The organism is Achromobacter seleniivolatilans (assembly GCF_030864005.1).
Classification (GTDB): Bacteria; Pseudomonadota; Gammaproteobacteria; order Burkholderiales; family Burkholderiaceae_B; genus Achromobacter; species Achromobacter seleniivolatilans.
Window position 1 is genome coordinate 1277427 of record NZ_CP132976.1, and the last position, 18638, is coordinate 1296064.

Here is an 18638-nt window from a genome sequence, read left to right on the forward strand (position 1 = left end):
CCTGCCAAGGCAACGCACGAACGAAGCACGGGGCCTTGATGGCCCCGTCTTCACGTCTGCAAGGGGCGCAATCGACTGAAACATGGACGGCGGAAACGAAACCCGGTTGAAACCGCAGCAATCGCACAATGGTCTCGCTTTCTTCACTTTTAGGAGACCCACATGTCCCGATTCGCTATCCGCTCCAATTTGGCCGCTCTTGCATTTGTCGCCGCGACCGGCGGTTTGGTGGCTGGCTCCGTTATGGCGGCGCCTCCCCCTCCCGCTGACGGTGGCCCGGCCGCCATGCATCAAGGCAAATGGGGCGGTTTCCACAAAGGCATGCGCGACGGCCTGTTCGTCCCCGGTATTGGTCCGGTGTCCAAGGCGCAGGTTGATCAGCTGAAGCTGGACGACAAGCAGCAAGCGTTGTTCAAGACCGCCCAGGACAGCCAGCGCAGTCTGCACGAAGCCATGCGCGCCAACGGTGCAAAGCGCCACGATCTGCTGAAGTCCCAATTGGACAGCAACAAGCTAGATCCCCGCGCATTGGTGACGCAATCTGAACAGTCGCGAGACGCCTTCGGTACGCAAGCCAAGCAGGTGCGCGATCAATGGCTGGCCGTTTGGGACAGCTTGAATGACACACAGCGCGGCCAAGTCACCAAGATCGTCAAGGACCGCGAAGCCAAAATGCAGGAACGCCATGCCAAGGCAGAGGGCGGCCATCACGGCAAGGGCCGGCCTGGCATGCCCCCGCCGCCGCCCGCAGGTGGCGATGTTCCGCCGCCGCCGGCCCCCGCCGCTAACTAAGCCCGCAGGCAGGGCGCAGCCAGACGCAACGTCAGGCTGCGCCCAGACTCTCATACCCCGGACGCGCACTTGCGCGTGCCGGGGTTTTTCGTGTCCGCGGGGCGAGGGGCGGGCCCGTGAACCACGATGGCGCGGATTCCCCAATATGAGGCATCGCCCGCACGCAGCATCTCTGGTTGCGCACTGTTGTGGTGCATTGCGTGAGCCATTCAGCCACTCGCCAGCCCCTTGTCGCCCAAATGAAACCTGGCACGGACCTTGCTTAGAGGTAATAGAGCCGGTAACCCACCGCTGCAAAGCCGGTCAGTTGGATGTGCCGCGTGGCCGTCCTCCTCCTCGTTAAACCGATCAGGACTCCGCACCATGAAGAAGACGTTGCTAGCCTTGCCTTTTGCGCTTGCCGCTTGTTTCGCCGCGACGGCGCAGGCTGAACCTACAGATTTGGGAGGCGGGTTTTCGTTGAGCGGTAACGCCACCATCGTCAGCGACTACCGTTTCCGTGGCTATTCGCAGACCGATTTCCGGCCTGCCGCGCAACTGGGTTTTGACGTAACCCACAGCTCTGGCTTCTACCTGGGCAACTGGAACTCCAACGTTTCCAACTTTGTCTTCACGGACGGCAATCTGGAAATGGACTTCTACGGCGGCTGGAAGGGCGATGTGGGCGGCGGCTTCACGCTGGACGCCGGTGTGCTGCATTACTACTACCCTGGCTCCAGCTCCCCCAAGGGTGGCAACTACAACAACACCGACCTTTATGTGGGTGCGTCGTACGGCAACTATTCGCTCAAGTATTCCTATACGCCCAGCGACTTTTTCAGCACGCCAGACAGCAAAGGCACCTGGTATCTGGACGGCACCGCCACCTTCGACTTGGGTGATGGCTGGGGCCTGCTGGGACACTTGGGCTACCAAAAGCTCAAGAACCAATCGAACATGGATGGCGATTCCATCGGCCATTACGTCGACTACAAGGTCGGCGTGACCAAGGACCTGAAGGGTTGGGTGCTGGGGCTGGCAGCCGTTGGCGCCACCAAGGACAACTGGCTGCCCACCAAATACGGCCATCCGTCAGGCCGCCTGGGCGCAGTCTTCTCTGTATCGCGTACTTTCTGATGTAAATCCGTGGCGGCGCCTTAATCCGCGTCGACCTTTGGGGGCTTGATGCAGACCGCCTTTAACGGGCGGTCTTCGGCAAGCCCCTTTTTTTATTTCACCGCGCACCGGCCTGCCTAGCCCACTTCTGCGTCATACCTGACGCTGCGATGTTCCCGATACGCGGCTGCCAGCGTACGCAACGCATCGCGTGAGCGGGTATCCGACAAGGTGGAATGCAGCATGATGCGGGACGAAGGCAACTCAGGCAGGGAGAATCGCTCGCTGACCTCGACCGTGTCCGCTGGCGCAAGCCTGCACGCCAGAGCGCCTACGGCCAGCCCGGCCGAGATCGCAGCCATGACGGCATACCCTGAGCCGACGAAGACTTCATTCCACGGAATATTGGTCCGATCCAGCGCCTGCATTGCAATGTCGCGGACTTGGCAGCAGGGCAAAAATGCGGCCAACCGAAGAGGTTCGCCTGGGCGCCAATCAAAGCCTGGAGCTGCAAACCAGCCGAAGTGCTCAGGGCCAAGATCTTCGCCGTCCCGGCGGTCGTCTTCCTGAGCGACGATGACGGCCTCCAGATCGCCGTTGTCGAAAGCATCCAGCAGGGGGCGCGAATTATCCAGACGGACTTCGATGGTCAGCGCCGGATCTCGTTCGTTCAGGCGGGCCAATAACGTCGGAGTTTCCGGCCCTGCCATGTGCGAGGCGATACCCAGCCTGAAATGCCGCCGCTCGGCAGACAGCGCCGACAGAGCCCGGTCGTGCGCCATGAGAAACTCGCGGGCCGCATTCAGAAAGATGGCGCCCTGCGCGGAAAGGCGTACAAGCCTGGGTGTTCGTTCGATCAACTTGTGACCCAGACGCTGTTCCAGGCGCTTGAGTTTGACGCTGATTGCCCCTTGTGTCGTGCCCAAAGCGTCTGCTGCTTTCGTAAAGCTGCGAAAGTCGGCAATCGACAAGAATGCGGCAACGGAATCAATATCCAGCGTTGGCTTGGTCATCATCTATCCGAATTTGTTATTTCTGATATATCCAAGCATATCATTGTTAAATATTGGCGGGTTTTCTACCATGGCGCATGCGCTGGCGGGCTTTCTTGGTATGCCCGCACGCCCGCCGCCAACTGGGTGCGGGCTGATATGCGCCAATCGCGGTTTGGAAGCTTTTGCACATGAATGCTGCACACGAACGCCGGGGCGCGCTTGCCCTGGCAGCCATATGTTTATCTGCCTTGATGCTGGGTCTGGAAATTTCAAGCGTCCCGCCAATTCTGTCGACGATCGAACAGGTTATGGGCGCCAGTTTCAGGCAACTTCAATGGGTAATGGCGGCCTACACCATCGCCATGACGACCATTCTGATGGCGACCGGCACCTTGGCTGATCGCTATGGCCGCAAGCGCATCTTCATGGCTGGCATCGCCGCCTTTGGCGTGACGTCGCTGGTTTGTGGACTGACCGAAAATATTCAAGTCTTGATCGCGGCGCGTTTTCTTCAGGGCCTTAGTGCCGCCATGATGCTGATCTGCCAGGTGGCAATTCTATCCAGCCAGTTTCGCGATAGCGCCAAGCGCAGTTCTGCGTTCGCCTGGTGGGGCGTCATCTTTGGCGTTGGGTTGGGATTCGGGCCTATCGTGGGCGGCGCCATTCTTGCGTTTGCCAGCTGGAAGTGGGTATTCCTGGTTCACGGCGCGCTTTCCGTAATCACGTTGGCACTGGCTTATTCGGCCGTCGAAGAGTCGCGTGACCCGCACGCCAAACACCTGGACGTTGCCGGCATTCTGACGCTGTCGGTCGGAGTGTTTTGCCTCGTGCTGTTCGTCACACAGGGGCCGGTGCTGGGTTTTTCCAGCCTTTCGGCGCTAGGGATCATCGGCTTGTCAGTGGCCAGCTTTATAGGTTTTGCCGTTGCTGAAATGACCAGCGCCCGCCCGATGATTGACTTTTCAGCGTTCAAGATCCGCAATTTTTCGGGCGCTCTGGCGGGTTCGGTTGGAATGAATCTGAGCTTCTGGCCTTTCATTGTTTATCTGCCGATTTATTTCCAGGTCGCTCTGGGTTATGACAACGTGCAAACCGGGTTGGCGGTATTGGCCTACACCTTGCCCACGCTCTTCATGCCAGCCGTGGCCGAGCGGCTCTCTGCGCGGTATCACCCGGGATTCGTCATTCCTGCCGGCTTGTCCGGTATCGGGACGGGGTTTGTCTTGATGGCGTTGGGCAGTTTGTCTACGCAGCCGGGCTGGCTGATGATGCCGGGTTGCATCGTGGCGGGCATCGGTCTGGGCCTGACCAATACGCCGGTGGCAAACACAATTACGGCCGCGCTGCCGGGCGAACGAGCAGGCATGGCCTCAGGGGCTGATATGAGCGCAAGAATGACCTCGCTGGCGTTCAGTATCGCGTTGATGGGCTTGGTGTTGGTGGAAGGGGCCATGGCGTTTCTGACCCACTCGCTAAACGTGCCCAGCGGTCCCGGGCTGCGCTTGTTTGCCGAGAAGATAGCCGCTGGGGATATCAACGTCGTTGTTCAAAATGCGGCACTGCTGGCGCATTTGGCCAGCCCCGCCGATGCGCTCAAGGCTGCGCTGGTGCATGGGTTCGGATGGGTTATGGCTTATGGCGCAGGCAGCGCCTTTCTGTTGGCGCTGATCAGCCTGCTGATTTTTTCGCCCCGTAAAGCCATGGCCACGACATGCGGTGCGACTGCCTGCCAAGTGTCTCCACCGGCGTAAATCTGGCCCCTGACGCGGGCCCAGCGGCGGGCTTGAATGATCCGGTTCCACAAGTTGCGTTGCGCAAACCTCAATAATTGCCTCTAATAGTCGCGCAGCTGCTGCGGCGGACACTCCATTTTCCGCCGCATCAGCCTTTCCGTCCCCCTGACGGCAAGACATTCAAGGAGCATTGAGCGTAGTGGACATCGATTTTGAAGCAGCAATTAAGCCTTTCAACTGGATGGAATACGAGGGGAGCTTTTCCGTCACCCTCACTGTCGGAGAATACAAAGTAGAAGTTTTTCGCCGCAGAAGGGAAGAAGGCTTTTTGGGCACGGGTTACGACTGGGTGTCTTTGGCGCTCGTCTTCCTGGACGAAAAAATGCCCGAGCTGTCGGACGCGATCGATTTTGATCCGGAAGCGGATACGTTCTGCGCTTATTCCTCAGATAGCGAATCGCTCAAGAAATTCATCCTGGGATTCAAGGCCGCGTGCGAAGACTGGCGATTGATTCAAGATTTGTTTTCCAGGGCTGAACTGGACTGACGATGGATCAGCGGAAAATTTTGCTGGCCAAATTGGAAGCGCTGGATGCGTTGGACGACAAGCACTTTCCGGTCGTTACGCTTGATGAGTATTTTCTTGGCAACGACCAGGAATTTTCCATTGCACCCAACCAATGGGAATATGGACGCCCGGCTATCCAGGAGCTTTACGCGCATTTCAAGAGCATCGCGCAGCGTCCCGATGTGCAAGGCGTTTATGTGGGGCTGCACCAGGACTGGAGCGAAGCTCTAGACGGCGATGATTGGCCCGCTGCCGAAAACATCCATATATACACGTCTGCGTCGCAAGAGGATGCGGATCAATGGGTGGAAGGACTGGAGGCCGACGGCATTACCCCTGGCTGGCCCTACGGCAAGCACGCCGCGTCGCCCGATCCGCAGGACGGGTGCCAGGTTTATACCGTCTACTGGGATTAGGCCCGCGCCGCGATCTGCCGCCACAAGATAGAAAATATACTGATGGCATCTCATCAGTATCTTGGGCGTCTTAATGATAGAAACCCGCTTGCTGCGGCAATTCATCGCGGTGGCCGAAACCCTGCATTTCAACAGGGCGGCGCAGCGCCTTCATATGGCGCAGCCGCCGCTCAGTCAGGCCATTCGCCGGCTGGAAGGCGAGATTGGGGCGGTTCTATTCGAACGCACCAATCGCAGTGTGTCATTGACGCCTGCGGGCGCGGCGTTTCTTGAAACGGCGCGAGGCATCCTCGATTCGCTGGAATCGGGTGTGGCGCACACGCGCCGAGTAGCCCAGGGCATGGACGGCCATCTGACCCTGACCTTCATCAACATCACCCCTTACGCATCGCTGCTGCGCGCCTTGCGCGAGTTCCGCAACGCCTATCCCGCCGTCGCATTCACACTGCAAGAAGCCACGACGCGCGAACAGGTCCATGCGCTGGAAAGCGGCAGGGCGGATATCGGTTTTATGCGGGCGCCAGGAACCACCACGCCCGGCCTGCGATTTGCGACCTTGCTGCGCGAGCCTATCCATGTGGCTTTGCCTGCCGGTCATCCGCTGGCCAAGCTCGGCGCAATTGATCTGGCGGCATTGAAGGACGAAGCGTTTGTAGCGTCGCCCAGGACCTTGGGACAGGGCTTTCACGACCAGCTGATTCAGTTGTGCCTGACGGCGGGATTTGCGCCCCGCGTCACGCAAGAGGCGCGCCAGTTGCAGACGGTGGTTGCTTTGGTCGCGGCCGGGTTTGGCGTGGCGCTGCTGCCGGCGTCTCTGGCTTTGCCTGGCCGTGACGACATCATGTTTAAGCCTCTGACCGCCGCAGCACCCGCGGCGTTGACGCATTTGGATCTGCTGATGGGCTGGAATCCGGCGCAGGTATCGCCCGTGCGGGATCGTCTGATCGAAGCCGTCCAATATTCGGTGCAAGACGTATAACGTCTTATTGTCGAACGAATAATATATTTTACGGGCCTGCTTTGGCTCTCTAAGCTCGACCCCATTCTTGCCCCTGAATACGGCGACGCACCGCTGTCACGTTCGGGGTTGGATGGTCCGTGTTGAGCCAGGAAGCCCCATGCCTATCGCTGTCTATATTTTTTCCATTTGCACCTTTGCGTTCGGTTTGTCCGAATTTGTGGTTGCAGGTCTGGTGTCTGCCATGGCCGACGGCCTGCACGCAAAAATCGAGGCGGCCGGTACTGCGATTGCCGCATATGCCTTCGGCGCAGCAATAGGCGCACCCCTGATCACCGCGTTGATATCCCACTGGACGGACCGCCGAATCCTTGCGTTGTCGATGGCCGTACTGGCAGTGGGCAGCGTCTTGATGAGTCTGTCCACAAGCTTGTTTGCGCTGTTGGCGGTCCGGTTTGTGGTCGGGCTGGCCCATGGCGTGTTCATGGCAGTGGCATCTGATGCCGCGACCAAGCTGGTCGATAGCTCGCGCTCTGGCCGCGCTTTGTCGGTGGTGTGGATCGGACTGACCTTGGCGCTGGCGCTGGGCGTGCCGCTGGGCACCTACCTCGGCAGCATCTGGTCGTGGCGAGCCGTCTTTGCATCCGTGGGCGCGCTGGCATTGGCCGGGCTGGCGGGGCTGTTGTGGTTCATGCCCGCCAGGCAAGCGCAGACTGATCACGTCGGACTTCGAACTCGCTTGGGCGCTATCGCGCATCCGCAGATGTTGACGACGGCCGGGGTGGGCGCACTGGTCAGCGTGGCAACGTTTTGCTTCTTCACCTTTATTTCCCCCTTTTTGCTGACGATTGCCGGGGCGGACGTGCAATGGTTAAGCGCGGCCATGCTGCTGTTCGGAGCGCTATCGATTGCAGGCAATCTGCTTGGCGGTTATCTGGTCGACGCAATGGACGCCGACCGTGCCGGGCTGTTGGCTCTGGCGGCGCTGGCGGCCAATTTATCGGGGCTGTATGTGTTCCGGCACAACGCCATGGCAGTCGTCGCGCTGGCGGGTGTGTTGGGTCTGTTGTTCTTCTGCATCGTGACCATGTTGACCCTGCGTTTGCTGAAATTGGCGCAACGGTACGTGCCCCAATGCACGGCCGTGGCCGCCGGGCTGAATATCGCGTCGTTCAACCTGGGCACCGCGCTGGGCGGCGGACTGGGCAGCCTGACGATCGCCTGGGCCGGGTTGGCCTTTCTGCCCGCAATCGGGGCTGGGGCGGCGTTGGCGGCCATGGGCGCGCTGTGGCTGCAATCGGCAGGCTTGCGGACCCGTCAACCCGCTTGATATGGGGCGTCATCGTGCGGCGCCGTGCTGGCCCTTTGGTGCCGCCAAAGACCATTTTCAGGATTTGCCCCAGACCTTCTACAATGCCGGGTTGCGTGTAATTCTGGACTGCGTGAGATGTCTGACGTTTTGAGTATCGAATCCCTGGACCTGGAAGCCAGGGGTATTGCCCGCCGCGACGGCAAAGTGGTGTTCGTCGAAGGCGCCTTGCCCGGTGAACGGGTTACCGCCATTACCGTACGCCGCAAGCCGTCCTACGAGATCGCCAAGGTTGATGAGGTGCTGCGCCCGTCGTCGCAACGGGTCGTTCCGCGTTGCCCGCACTTTGGCGTCTGTGGCGGCTGTGCCATGCAGCACCTGGAGCCCAGCACGCAAGTTGCGATCAAGCAGCGTTCGCTGGAAGACACCTTCTGGCATGTGGGCAAGCTGCGTCCCGCGCTGATCCTGGCCCCGTTGCAAGGCCCGACATGGGGCTACCGCTATCGCGCGCGCCTGTCGGTGCGCGTGGTGCCCAAGAAGGGCGGCGTGCTGGTGGGCTTTCACGAGCGCAAGAGCAGCTATGTGGCCGACATGCGTGAATGCCACGTGCTGCCGCATCACGTCAGCGACCTGCTGATGCCGCTGCGCGCCATGATCGCGTCGATGTCCGAGCCGGACCGCATGCCGCAGATCGAAGTGGCGCTGGGCGAAGGCGTGACCGCGCTGGTGTTGCGCCATCTGCTCCCGCTGACCGACGGCGACATCGCCATCCTGCGCGCATTCGCCGTCAAGCACGACGTGCAGTGGTGGTTGCAGGCCAAGGGCCCGGATACCGTGCACGCGCTGGAACCCGAACACAACGACGCGCTCAGCTACACCATGCCGGAATTCGGTTTGCGCATGCCGTACCGTCCCACGGATTTCACGCAGGTGAATCACGCCATCAACCGTGCGATGGTGTCGCGTGCGTTAAAGCTGCTGGATGTACAGCCGACGGACCGCGTGGCCGATCTGTTCTGTGGCCTGGGCAACTTCACGTTGCCGCTGGCCACACAAGGCCGCGAGGCCGTTGGCGTGGAAGGCAGCAAGCCGCTGACCGACCGTGCCCACGAAGCCGCATCGCGCCACGGCTTGGGCGACCGCACCAGCTTTGCCACGCTGAACCTGTTTGAAGTTGACGCGACCTGGCTGCGCAGCCTGGGCTTTTTCGATCGCATGTTGATCGATCCGCCGCGCGAAGGCGCCCACGCTGTGTCGCAAGCCTTGGCGGAACTGACAGCCGAAGAGCGGCCGCGCCGCATCGTCTACGTGTCCTGTAACCCGGCCACCCTGGCGCGCGACGCCGCTATTCTTGTGCACGAAGGCGGTTATGTGCTCAAAAGCGCTGGCGTGATCAACATGTTCCCGCACACGGGGCATGTGGAATCCATCGCGGTGTTTGAATCGCTGGATGCCGCTGGTGTGGCGGAAGTGAAGGAGCGTGCCCGCTTGCGCGCCATTCAGGCAGCGGCGGACGCGGTTGCTGCGGAAGAGGCCAAGCTGGCAGCTGCCGCCGAGAAAGCGGCAGCCAAGCAAGCTGCCACGGATGCCTACCACGCCCGCGTGGCGGCGGAAGCCGAAGACGCTCAGGGCTGATCGGCTGATCGGCTGGACGGGCAGGGCGCCAGGGCGTGATTGCGCGCCCGGCGCTTGGCCGCTGCGTTCAGGCGTGGCCTGCGGTCTCCTCGGGCAGGCACCCCAAGTTTTCCAGGATCGGGCAGTCCGGCCGGTCATCTCCATGGCAGTGCTGCGCCAGATGCGTCAGCGTTGCCGCCATGGAACGCAACGCTTCTGCCTTGCGTTCCAGTTCCTGCACATGTTCCAGTGCAATCCGCTTGACGTCGGCGCTCGCGCGGCTGCGGTCCTTCCATAGCGCCAGCAGCTCGTTCATCTGTTCCACCGAAAAGCCCAGATCCCGCGCACGCCGCACAAATCGCAGAGTGTGCAGGTCATGATCGCTGTAGACGCGGTAGCCCGAGTCGGTACGCACTGCGGGGCCAATCAGACCGATGCTCTCGTAGTAGCGAATCATCTTGGCGGAAATGCCCGAGCTTTTCGCTGCCTCTCCGATATTCATATTTCGACTCCTTGATTCAGGCGGCGCGCGGCCGGAATGCCTTCAGGCGCAGTGCGTTACCCAACACAAACACGCTCGACAAGGCCATGGCGCCAGCGGCAAAGATAGGCGACAAGGACAGGCCAAACGCCGGGTACAGCGCGCCTGCCGCCAGCGGGATCAACGCGGCGTTGTAGGCGAATGCCCAGAACAGGTTCTGCCGAATGTTGGCCAGCGTGGCGCGGCTGAGTGCAATGGCGTTTGGCACGCCGTGCAGATCGTCGGCCATCAGCACCACCGAGGCGGCTTCAATGGCGACGTCTGTGCCCGTGCCAATGGCAATACCGGTATCAGCGGCGGCGAGCGCGGGCGCGTCGTTGATGCCATCGCCCACGAAGGCCACTTTGCGGCCGCCTTCGCGCAGCGTGCCAATGGCTTGAACCTTACCGTCAGGCAGTACTTCAGCGCGGACTTCGTCGATCCCCAACTGGCGTGCAACGGCTTGCGCTGTGTAGCGGTTGTCGCCCGTGATCATGGCGGTCTTCAAGCCTTGCGCGTGCAGCGCGGCAATGGCGGATACGGCGGACGGCTTGATCGGGTCTGTGACAGCCATCATGGCGGCAGCTTGACCGTCGACCGCGACATAGAACGGCGTCTTGCCTTCATTGCCCCAATCCGCGGCGCGTGCGCCAAAGGCGCTGACATCCACCCCGCGCTCGGCCATCAGGCGCGCGGCGCCCGCCAAAACCTGGCGGCCAGCCACCGACGCTTCGACGCCCGCGCCGGAAATTGCGGCAAATGCGTCAGCAGGCAGCAAATCGATATTGCGTTCGGCGGCGGCAGCAACAATGGCCAGCGCAATCGGATGTTCCGAGCGCGCCTGCACGGACGCCACCCATTGCAGCACTTGTTGGCTGTCGTGGCCGGCGGCGGGTTCCAGTTCAGTCAGCGTGGGCTTGCCCAGCGTCAGGGTGCCAGTCTTGTCGAAGGCCACGACGTTCACGTCGCGCAAGGTCTGCAAGGCGTCGCCTTGGCGGAACAGCACGCCCATCTCGGCGGCCCGGCCGGTGCCCACCATGATGGATGTGGGCGTTGCCAGGCCCATGGCGCACGGGCAGGCAATGATCAGCACCGCCACGGCGTTGATGAGCGCGTGCGACAGCGCTGGCGTCGGACCGAAGAAGAACCAGGTCAGGAAGGTAAGCAGCGCGGCGGCCATCACGGCAGGCACAAACCAGGCGGTGACCTGGTCGACTAACGCCTGGATAGGCAAGCGTGCGCCCTGGGCGGCTTCCACCATGCGGATAATGCGGGCCAGCATCGTGTCCGCGCCTGTATGGGTGACGCGCAAAGTGAAGCTGCCCGAGGTATTGAGTGTGCCGCCCGTGGCCTGCATGCCAGGCTGTTTTTCTACAGGAACAGGCTCGCCCGTCAGCATCGATTCGTCGACGTACGAGCTGCCTTCAATGATGTCGCCGTCCAGCGGGATTTTCTCGCCGGGGCGCACCACCACGATGTCGCCCGTGCGCACCTGTTCGATCTCGACGTCCAGCGCCTGGCCGTCGCGCATGACGCGCGCCGTGCGGGGCTGCAAACCGATCAGGCGCTTGATGGCGGCGCCGGTCTTGCCCTTGGCTCGCGCTTCCAACATGCGGCCCAGCAGGATCAGGGTGACGATCACTGCCGCCGCTTCAAAATAGACGTTGCGCGAAGCTTCAGGAAGCCAGGCGGGGGCGAACGTAGCCACCACGGAATAACCCCAGGCGGCGCCTGCCCCCAAGGCCACCAGCGAGTTCATTTCCGGCGCGCGGCGCCACAATGCCGTCAGCCCCTTGGTGAAGAAATGGCGGCCCGGCCAGGCCAGCACCGCGGTCGTCAGTACAAACTGAAGCAGCCAATTGTTCTGTTGACCAATCGTGGACAGCACCCAATGGTGCATGCCCGGAATCAGGTGCGAGCCCATTTCCAACGCGAATACGGGCAGGGTGAGCACAAGCGCTACGGTGAACGCGCGTTGCAGGCGCTGGGCCTCGGCATCACGCGCTTGCGACTGGCGTTCGGCATGGTCGTCCTGCGCGGCAATGGGACGGGCTTCGTAACCCATCTTGACCACGGCGTCGATCAGCGCTTGGGGCTGCGCTGCTGCAGCGTCGTAGGACACCAGGGCGCGCTCGGTGGCCAGGTTGACCTGGGCAAGAGCTACGCCAGGGACATGGGTCAGGGCCTTTTCCACGCGCTTCACGCAGGACGCGCAGGTCATGCCTTCAATAGCGAGTTCCAACTGGGTGGTGGAGGGGCTGGCAACGCTCATGGTTGTTCTCGGTAGGGATGGGAGCTTGCAGTTTCATCCTTCCCATAATGGGAAGGTCAAGGTTTATTCTACGCTTGACCTTGCCATGATGGGAATGTTTAAGATTGGGTCATGGTGCGGCAAAATCTTGTCCGTTCACCTTGAATCAACAGGAGAAAACAATGAGCATCGAATTCCAAGTTCCCGACATGACCTGCGGCCATTGCGTGAAGAGCATCACGGGGGCCATCAACGAAGCCGTGCCGGGCGCAACGCTGGCATTTGATCTGCCGACCCACCGCGTGACGGTCACCGGTACGGATCAGGCTGACAAGATCGAAGCCGCCATTCGCGATGCGGGCTACGAGCCGGCACGCGTGTAATTCATACCGCTGGAAGGCAGTTATGATAGCGTTTGCTTTCCAGCGGTTATTTCTTAATTGCTAAAAACTATCAATCAATTAAATTTATTAAATTTGCCTGGTCGATAGCTGCCGGTTATCATTCTTTCCATGGTGGTTAAACAAACCCCGCTACCCAAGGAGAGATTGAATGCTGCAAAACCGCGAAGGCCAACGTGTTCCCAACGTTACGTTCCCCGTCCGTGAGGACAACACGTGGAAGAAGGTCACGACCGACGATCTGTTCAAGAACAAGACGGTCGTAGTCTTCTCGCTTCCCGGCGCTTTCACGCCGACCTGCTCGTCGACCCACCTGCCGCGCTACAACGAACTGGCCCCCGCGTTCTTCGACGCTGGCGTGGACAGCATTGTTTGCGTGTCGGTCAACGACACCTTCGTCATGAATGAATGGGCCAAGGATCAAGAATCGGCCAACATCACGCTGCTGCCCGACGGCAACGGCGCCTTCACCGAAGGCATGGGTATGCTGGTCGACAAGAGCGACCTGGGCTTCGGCAAGCGCAGCTGGCGCTATTCGATGTTGGTGAAGGACGGCGTGGTTCAAAAGATGTTCATCGAACCCGAAAAGGAAGGCGACCCGTTTGAAGTGTCGGACGCCGACACGATGCTGGCTTACGTCGCTCCGTCGGCCAAGAAGCCCGACCAAGTGGTTGTGTTTTCCAAGCCGGGCTGCCCGTTCTGCGTACAAGCCAAGGCCCTGCTGGAAGAAAAGGGTTATGCCCCGATCGAAATCCCGCTGGAAAACAAGGTCCGCGGCCGTGTGATCGGCGCTGTGTCCGGCAAGGGCACCGCACCCCAGGTGTTCATCAATGGTTCGCTGATCGGCGGCCTGGAAGACCTGCAAGCGCACTTCGCCTAAAGCGTTGCGGCGCCACCGGGCAAGGAACTGATTCTTGCCCGGCGGGACGGACAGTGGGGCCGCCAGGCTTCCCTGTCCGGGCCTAGCACGAATTTCCCTTTTTACGCACCCTTATCGCAGTTCTTGCATGGCCCCTTTTGGGCGCTGGCGGATGGCGTTCGTCCCAAGGATGCGTAGCAAGGCGGAATTCGCCTTTTTGATCTGCATTAAGTCCTAGACCCGCACAACGCCGGGGGGAGATCCAGCTATGAAAACTCTGCATACCGATATCGCTGTCATTGGCGCCGGCACAGCCGGTTTGGCCGCTTATCGCGCCGCGAAAGCCGCAGGCAAGCGCGCGCTGCTGATTGAAGGCGGCCCCTATGGCACCACCTGCGCTCGCGTTGGCTGCATGCCGTCGAAATTGTTGATCGCCGCGGCGGAAGCCGCTCACAACGCGGCGCACACGGAAGCCTTTGGCGTACATGTCGGCGGCGAGATTACGGTGGACGGTGTTGAAGTGATGGACCGCGTCAAGCGTGAGCGCGACCGTTTCGTGGGTTTTGTGCTGGAAGGCGTAGAGAGTATTCCCGCTGAAGACAAGCTGCGTGGTTATGCGCGCTTTGTGTCCGACACCGTGTTGCGCGTGGATGAGCACACCGAAGTGCATGCGTCCCGCGTGGTGATCGCAACCGGTTCGCGTCCGTCGGTACCGCCGCCTTTTCGCGCGCTCGGCGACCGTCTGGTCGTCAATGACGATGTGTTTGCCTGGGACGATCTGCCGCGCCGCGTGGCGGTGTTCGGACCCGGTGTGATCGGCCTTGAGCTGGGCCAGGCGCTGGCGCGGCTGGGCGTGGACGTGCGCGTGTTTGGCGTCAGCGGCAGCTTGGGCGGTATCAGCGATCCGCAAGTGCGGTTGAATGCGCGCAAGATCTTCCAGCGAGAGTTCTATCTGGACCCGGATGCTCGAGTGCTGGAAACATCGCGAGTGGGCGACGAGGTCGAAGTGCGTTATGTGGCGCTGGATAACAGCGAGCGTATTGAACGCTTTGACTACGCGCTGGTTGCCACGGGCCGCCGCGCCAATGTGGATGGGCTGGGCCTGGAGAACACCTCGCTTGAACTGAACGCGCACGGCGTGCCGGTGTTCGACCGCGAGACGATGCAGGCGGGCAACTCTTCCATCTTTATTGCCGGCGATGCCAATGCCGATGCGCCTTTGCTGCACGAAGCCGCTGATGAAGGCCGTATCGCCGGTGAAAATGCAGCGCGATTCCCCGATGTGCGTCAGGGGCTGCGCCGCGCGCCTTTGGCGGTTGTGTTTTCGGACCCGCAGATTGCTTTGGCGGGACAGGGTTATGGCCGCTTGATCCCTGGCACTTTCGTCACGGGTGAAGTGGATTTCAGCGACCAGGGCCGTTCGCGCGTCATGCTGAAGAACAAGGGGATGCTGCATGTGTACGCGGATATTGCGACCGGCCGCTTCCTTGGCGCGGAAATGGTTGGCCCCAGCGCCGAGCACATCGGCCACCTGTTGGCCTGGGCCGTGCAGCAAGAGCTGACGGTGGCGCGGATGCTCGAAATGCCGTTCTACCATCCCGTTATCGAAGAAGGCCTGCGCACGGCGCTGCGCGATGCCGCGGCCAAACTGGCCCGCGCCCAGGAAGCCCTGCGCCGCGAAGAATCGGAAAGCGAATTGGCGTAATCCGAAAAGCTGTCTGATGACCGAAAAAAAAGCCGCGAGGAATTCGCGGCTTTTCGAGTTTCAGACGGGTTTAATCGTCCGAGTGTTTCTTCGCAACCGGGAAGGGGTTTTCTTTGAATTGCAGCGTGAAGCCGGCGCGTTCGTCCTGGCCAAGCGTGCGCGCCAGATAGGGCATGGCTTGCTTCAGACCCTCGTGCAGGGTCCAGGGCGGGTTGATCAGGAACATGCCGCTGCCGTGCAGGCCATAGCCGTCAATGGTGGATTTCTTGACGGTCAGGGTGGCATGGAGCCAGCTCTTGACCTTCAGGTTTTCCAGGTGACGTGCCATTTCGCTTGCTTCGCGGCGCTGCACCAGCGGATACCAGACCGCGATGGTGCCAGTGGCGAAACGCTTGACGCATTCCTTCACTGTGACAAAGGTGCGGCGGTAGTCGTGCTTGTCTTCGTACGACGGATCGATCAGCACCATGCCGCGGCGTGTGGGCGGCGGCAGCAGCGCTTTGACGCCTTCAAAGCCGTCATCGCCATAGATCGTGGTCTGGCGCTGGGCCGTGCGGCCCTGGTGCTCCAGGTTGACGACCAGGGTGTCGATTTCGGTCGGGTGCATTTCGAACAGGCGCAGCCGGTCCGACGGACGCATTACATCCAGGGCCAGCCAAGGCGAGCCGGGGTAGCGCTTCAAGCGCCCGTTGGTGTTGTAGTCGCGGATGCGGGCGACGTAGTCGGCCAGCAGCGGCGGAAGATCCGTGGCTTCCCACAGGCGGCCGATGCCATCTGCGAATTCCGACGTCTTGGCTGCCCAGTCGCTGTCCAGGTTGTAGAGACCCGCGCCAGCGTGAGTATCCACGACCCAGTAGGGGGCGTCCTTTTTATTGAAGTAATCCAGGGTATGAACCAGGATGGCGTGCTTGAGCACGTCGGCATGGTTGCCGGCGTGGAAGGCGTGGCGATAACTGAACACGGGGCGTTCTGCCTCAGGCGGCGGGCCGGATTACGGCCAGCTCGTCGGTGAAAATGCCGTCGATGCCCCAGTCCAGCAGCAAGCGGGCGCGTTCGGGGTCATTGACGGTCCAGGCCGCGATCCGATAGCCGGCGGCATGCACGGCGTCAATCAGTTCGCGGGTTGCGTCTTTTTGGTTGATGTTCAGCGCCACGCACTGGTACTTGACCAGGCGTTCGCGCCAATCGGCGGGTACTTTTTCCACCAGCAGCGCGCGCGGCAGCTCGGGTGCCACTTCCAGCGCGGCTTGCAGCGCTTCTTCGGCGAATGACGACAACAACGGCGGCTTTGCCGCGCCTTGCCACAACTGCCGGGCGGCCAACGCCACAGCGGCGCCGGTCTCGGCTTCGCGGCCGGGGCAGGGCTTGATCTCGACGTTGCTGGCAATGTTGTTGGCGACCGTGTAACGGGCGACGGCGGCAAACGTGGGCAGCGGTTCACCCGCATAAGCGGCCGAATGCCAGCTGCCGAAGTCCAGCTGCGCAAGTTCGGCAAACGTCTTCGCGGCGGCCGGGCCTTTCCCGTTCGAGGTGCGGTCGACGTTGTCGTCGTGCATCAGCACCAGAACATTGTCGCTGCTCAGTTTGACGTCGTATTCAAAGATCGTGAAACCATGCTGGGCGCCCACGCGCATCGCGGCCAGCGTATTCTCCGGCGCCAAACGGCCGCCGCCGCGGTGCGCGATGTAACGGGAATAGGGCCAGGAGGGGAGTTTTGCGGTCATTTAGGTGTTGCTTGTGATTCTTATGGACAGGGTTGCAAGGATACTCCTTCTTGAGGGGCGCCCCGCGCTCCACGCCCCGAGCCCCACGCCCCGCCGCCGGGCCGTCCCAAGGCGGGGCAGCCCCCTTGGGGGGCAGCAAGCACACAGCGTGTGCGCAGCGTGGGGGCGTTGGTCGGCCGTCCCAAGGCGGGGCAGCCCCCTTGGGGGGCAGCAAGCGCACAGCGTGTGCGCAGCGTGGGGGTCCTTTTACGGAGTCTTATCTTGGGACACATCCATGATCATGCGTGACGCCAGATACAAACGCGGCACGATGCTGTTGATCTGGATGTACTCGGCGTCATTGGAGTGCGCGCCAAAGCCGCTCAAACCCATGCCTTCAATGACCGGCCCGCGCGCCTTCAAGGCGGCAAAGGCTGCGTCAGTGCCGCCGCCGCTGGCGCGGTCGACGACCTTCATGGGCAGGTCCAGTTCTTTGTAGATCGCCACGCCGTGCTGGGCCAGGGCGCGGGATGCGGCAGTGGCTTCCAAAGGGGGGCGGCGCACTTCGAACTTCACGCTGACCTTGGATTCGGGCAGTAATTTCTTCTGCACGCGTTCTTCCAGGGTGCGCGCCAGGGCGTCGAAGTCGGACACGCGCAAGGCGCGGGCGTCGGCCTGGGCCGTGGCCTGGCCTGGAATCACGTTGCGATTGGTGCCAGCCTGCGCCACCGTCCAGTTCAGCTTCAGGCCTTCTTCGGGCTTGGACAGCTTGTCCAGTTGCAGCAATTGATGCGCCAGTTCATATAGCGCGTTGACGCCGCCTTCCGGGCGGGCGCCAGCGTGAGATGTCTTGCCCTGCACCGTCAGGTAGGCCGCGCCAATGCCGCTTGTGGCCAGCGTGAGCCGGGCTTCGGCGCCGCCGCCCTCGAATGAAAAGATGGCGTCCTGGTCGGCGCCCAGGCGCGTGATGGTGCTGCGGGCGCCAGGCGAGCTGATCTCTTCGTCGCCGTTGATCAGTACGGTGATCGTGCCGTAGTCTTTGAAACCCAGTTTTTGCAGGAGCGTCAGCGTGTGGATGATGGCCGCCACGCCGTGCTTGTCGTCTGCGATGCCCAGGCCGTAAGCGCGGTCGCCCTCGACACGGAAGGGCTGGTCTTTCAGCATGCCGTTGCGGTAGACGGTGTCCATGTGGGCAATCAGCATGATCTTCTTTGTACCCGAGCCCTTGAACTCGGCATGGACCATGGGTCCGACTTTCTCCGGGGTGTCGTCCAGGCGGAACACGTCGGTAGCCGGGACGATTTCCACCGTGCCGCCCAGCGCCTTCAGGCGGTCTCGGATAAGTTCGGCGATGCGTTCCACGCCCTCGACGTCCTTGCTGCCTGATTCAATATTGACCAGGTCGCGCATGGTATCGAGCATGGCCTGTTGCTGGCCTTGGGCGGCCTCGTGCACGGCGGCGACGGGCGCGGCGAACGCCAGTTGGGCGCCGCCCAGGAAGGACAGGGCGATACAAGCGCGCAGAACATGCAGGCGGGGAGAGGTAATCGGCATTAATGGAACCCTTTTGACCGTGGAAAGGGGCGCCGGGCGCGACGGGCGCGGCGTCGGGGCGGGCCGCAGGCTGCGGGCTGACCCCGAGGGTCACAATACGGGGGGCGGAAGGGCTCGAAAATGGTGATTTCCCGGGTTGACGGACGCCGCCATCCATGAGGCGGG

The 18638-nt window shown here is 61.6% G+C and carries 17 protein-coding genes; 11 read left to right on the top strand and 6 right to left on the bottom strand.

The genetic code is table 11. From position 1 onward, the window contains the following. Nucleotides 1-162: 162 nt before the first annotated feature. Together RAS12_RS05715 and RAS12_RS05720 are read left to right on the top strand one after the other, a co-directional pair. On the top strand, nucleotides 163-792 hold the full coding sequence (locus RAS12_RS05715) for a hypothetical protein (protein WP_306946001.1): 630 nt from the start codon (nucleotides 163-165) through the stop codon (nucleotides 790-792). A gap of 363 nt (nucleotides 793-1155) precedes the next feature. Next, a complete protein-coding gene (locus tag RAS12_RS05720; RefSeq protein WP_306946003.1) occupies nucleotides 1156-1908 on the top strand; it encodes a TorF family putative porin in 753 nt (250 codons plus the stop codon). A 116-nt stretch (nucleotides 1909-2024) separates the two neighbouring features. Here RAS12_RS05720 and RAS12_RS05725 read toward each other — a convergent pair whose 3' ends face one another. Beyond that, nucleotides 2025-2903 carry a LysR family transcriptional regulator gene (locus RAS12_RS05725; protein WP_306946006.1) on the bottom strand — a complete coding sequence of 293 codons (879 nt, stop codon included), beginning with the start codon at nucleotides 2901-2903 and terminating at the stop codon, nucleotides 2025-2027. 167 nt (nucleotides 2904-3070) lie between these two features. On the opposite strand from RAS12_RS05725, the gene RAS12_RS05730 reads away from it, so the two are divergent. The 6 genes from RAS12_RS05730 to rlmD all read left to right on the top strand — a co-directional run bounded on the left by RAS12_RS05730 (nucleotide 3071) and on the right by rlmD (nucleotide 9501). Beyond that, the gene (locus RAS12_RS05730) at nucleotides 3071-4633 is read left to right on the top strand and encodes an MFS transporter (protein ID WP_306946008.1); all 1563 of its coding nucleotides are present in this window, start codon (nucleotides 3071-3073) and stop codon (nucleotides 4631-4633) included. Nucleotides 4634-4814: 181 nt separating this feature from the next. After that, complete coding sequence (locus tag RAS12_RS05735) at nucleotides 4815-5162, top strand: Imm51 family immunity protein (RefSeq protein WP_306946009.1); 348 nt, start codon at nucleotides 4815-4817, stop codon at nucleotides 5160-5162. A 2-nt stretch (nucleotides 5163-5164) separates the two neighbouring features. After that, nucleotides 5165-5599, top strand: coding sequence for a YfbO family protein (locus tag RAS12_RS05740; RefSeq protein WP_306946011.1), 435 nt, complete (start codon nucleotides 5165-5167; stop codon nucleotides 5597-5599). Between the two features lie 73 nt (nucleotides 5600-5672). After that, nucleotides 5673-6578 (top strand): LysR substrate-binding domain-containing protein, encoded by a 906-nt coding sequence (locus tag RAS12_RS05745; protein WP_306946013.1) that lies wholly within the window; start codon nucleotides 5673-5675, stop codon nucleotides 6576-6578. 139 nt (nucleotides 6579-6717) lie between these two features. After that, the gene (locus RAS12_RS05750) at nucleotides 6718-7887 is read left to right on the top strand and encodes an MFS transporter (protein ID WP_306946016.1); all 1170 of its coding nucleotides are present in this window, start codon (nucleotides 6718-6720) and stop codon (nucleotides 7885-7887) included. A gap of 117 nt (nucleotides 7888-8004) precedes the next feature. Further along, nucleotides 8005-9501: a 23S rRNA (uracil(1939)-C(5))-methyltransferase RlmD gene (rlmD, locus tag RAS12_RS05755; RefSeq protein WP_306946018.1), complete on the top strand. Its 1497-nt coding sequence runs from the start codon at nucleotides 8005-8007 to the stop codon at nucleotides 9499-9501. A 67-nt stretch (nucleotides 9502-9568) separates the two neighbouring features. Here rlmD and cueR read toward each other — a convergent pair whose 3' ends face one another. After that, nucleotides 9569-9982 (bottom strand): Cu(I)-responsive transcriptional regulator, encoded by a 414-nt coding sequence (cueR, locus tag RAS12_RS05760; RefSeq protein WP_306946020.1) that lies wholly within the window; start codon nucleotides 9980-9982, stop codon nucleotides 9569-9571. Nucleotides 9983-9998: 16 nt separating this feature from the next. Then, a complete protein-coding gene (locus RAS12_RS05765; RefSeq protein ID WP_306946022.1) occupies nucleotides 9999-12272 on the bottom strand; it encodes a heavy metal translocating P-type ATPase in 2274 nt (757 codons plus the stop codon). Nucleotides 12273-12433: 161 nt separating this feature from the next. Here RAS12_RS05765 and RAS12_RS05770 point away from each other — a divergent pair, with 161 nt between their 5' ends. The 3 genes from RAS12_RS05770 (at nucleotide 12434) to RAS12_RS05780 (ending at nucleotide 15216) form a co-directional block, all read left to right on the top strand. Continuing rightward, entirely contained in the window at nucleotides 12434-12634 is a 201-nt protein-coding gene (locus RAS12_RS05770) for a heavy-metal-associated domain-containing protein (RefSeq protein ID WP_306946024.1), read from the top strand. Between the two features lie 169 nt (nucleotides 12635-12803). Next, a complete protein-coding gene (locus tag RAS12_RS05775) occupies nucleotides 12804-13532 on the top strand; it encodes a glutathione peroxidase (protein WP_306946025.1) in 729 nt (242 codons plus the stop codon). Nucleotides 13533-13779: 247 nt separating this feature from the next. Continuing rightward, nucleotides 13780-15216 carry a dihydrolipoyl dehydrogenase gene (locus RAS12_RS05780; RefSeq protein WP_306946027.1) on the top strand — a complete coding sequence of 479 codons (1437 nt, stop codon included), beginning with the start codon at nucleotides 13780-13782 and terminating at the stop codon, nucleotides 15214-15216. Nucleotides 15217-15286: 70 nt separating this feature from the next. On the opposite strand, the gene RAS12_RS05785 is transcribed toward RAS12_RS05780, so the two are convergent. The 3 genes from RAS12_RS05785 to RAS12_RS05795 all read right to left on the bottom strand — a co-directional run bounded on the left by RAS12_RS05785 (nucleotide 15287) and on the right by RAS12_RS05795 (nucleotide 18473). Further along, on the bottom strand, nucleotides 15287-16177 hold the full coding sequence (locus RAS12_RS05785) for a 23S rRNA (adenine(2030)-N(6))-methyltransferase RlmJ (protein ID WP_306946030.1): 891 nt from the start codon (nucleotides 16175-16177) through the stop codon (nucleotides 15287-15289). Nucleotides 16178-16190: 13 nt separating this feature from the next. Continuing rightward, nucleotides 16191-16940, bottom strand: coding sequence for a glycerophosphodiester phosphodiesterase (ugpQ, locus tag RAS12_RS05790; protein WP_306946032.1), 750 nt, complete (start codon nucleotides 16938-16940; stop codon nucleotides 16191-16193). Nucleotides 16941-17186: 246 nt separating this feature from the next. Then, entirely contained in the window at nucleotides 17187-18473 is a 1287-nt protein-coding gene (locus tag RAS12_RS05795; protein ID WP_306946034.1) for a M20/M25/M40 family metallo-hydrolase, read from the bottom strand. Nucleotides 18474-18638: the final 165 nt, after the last annotated feature.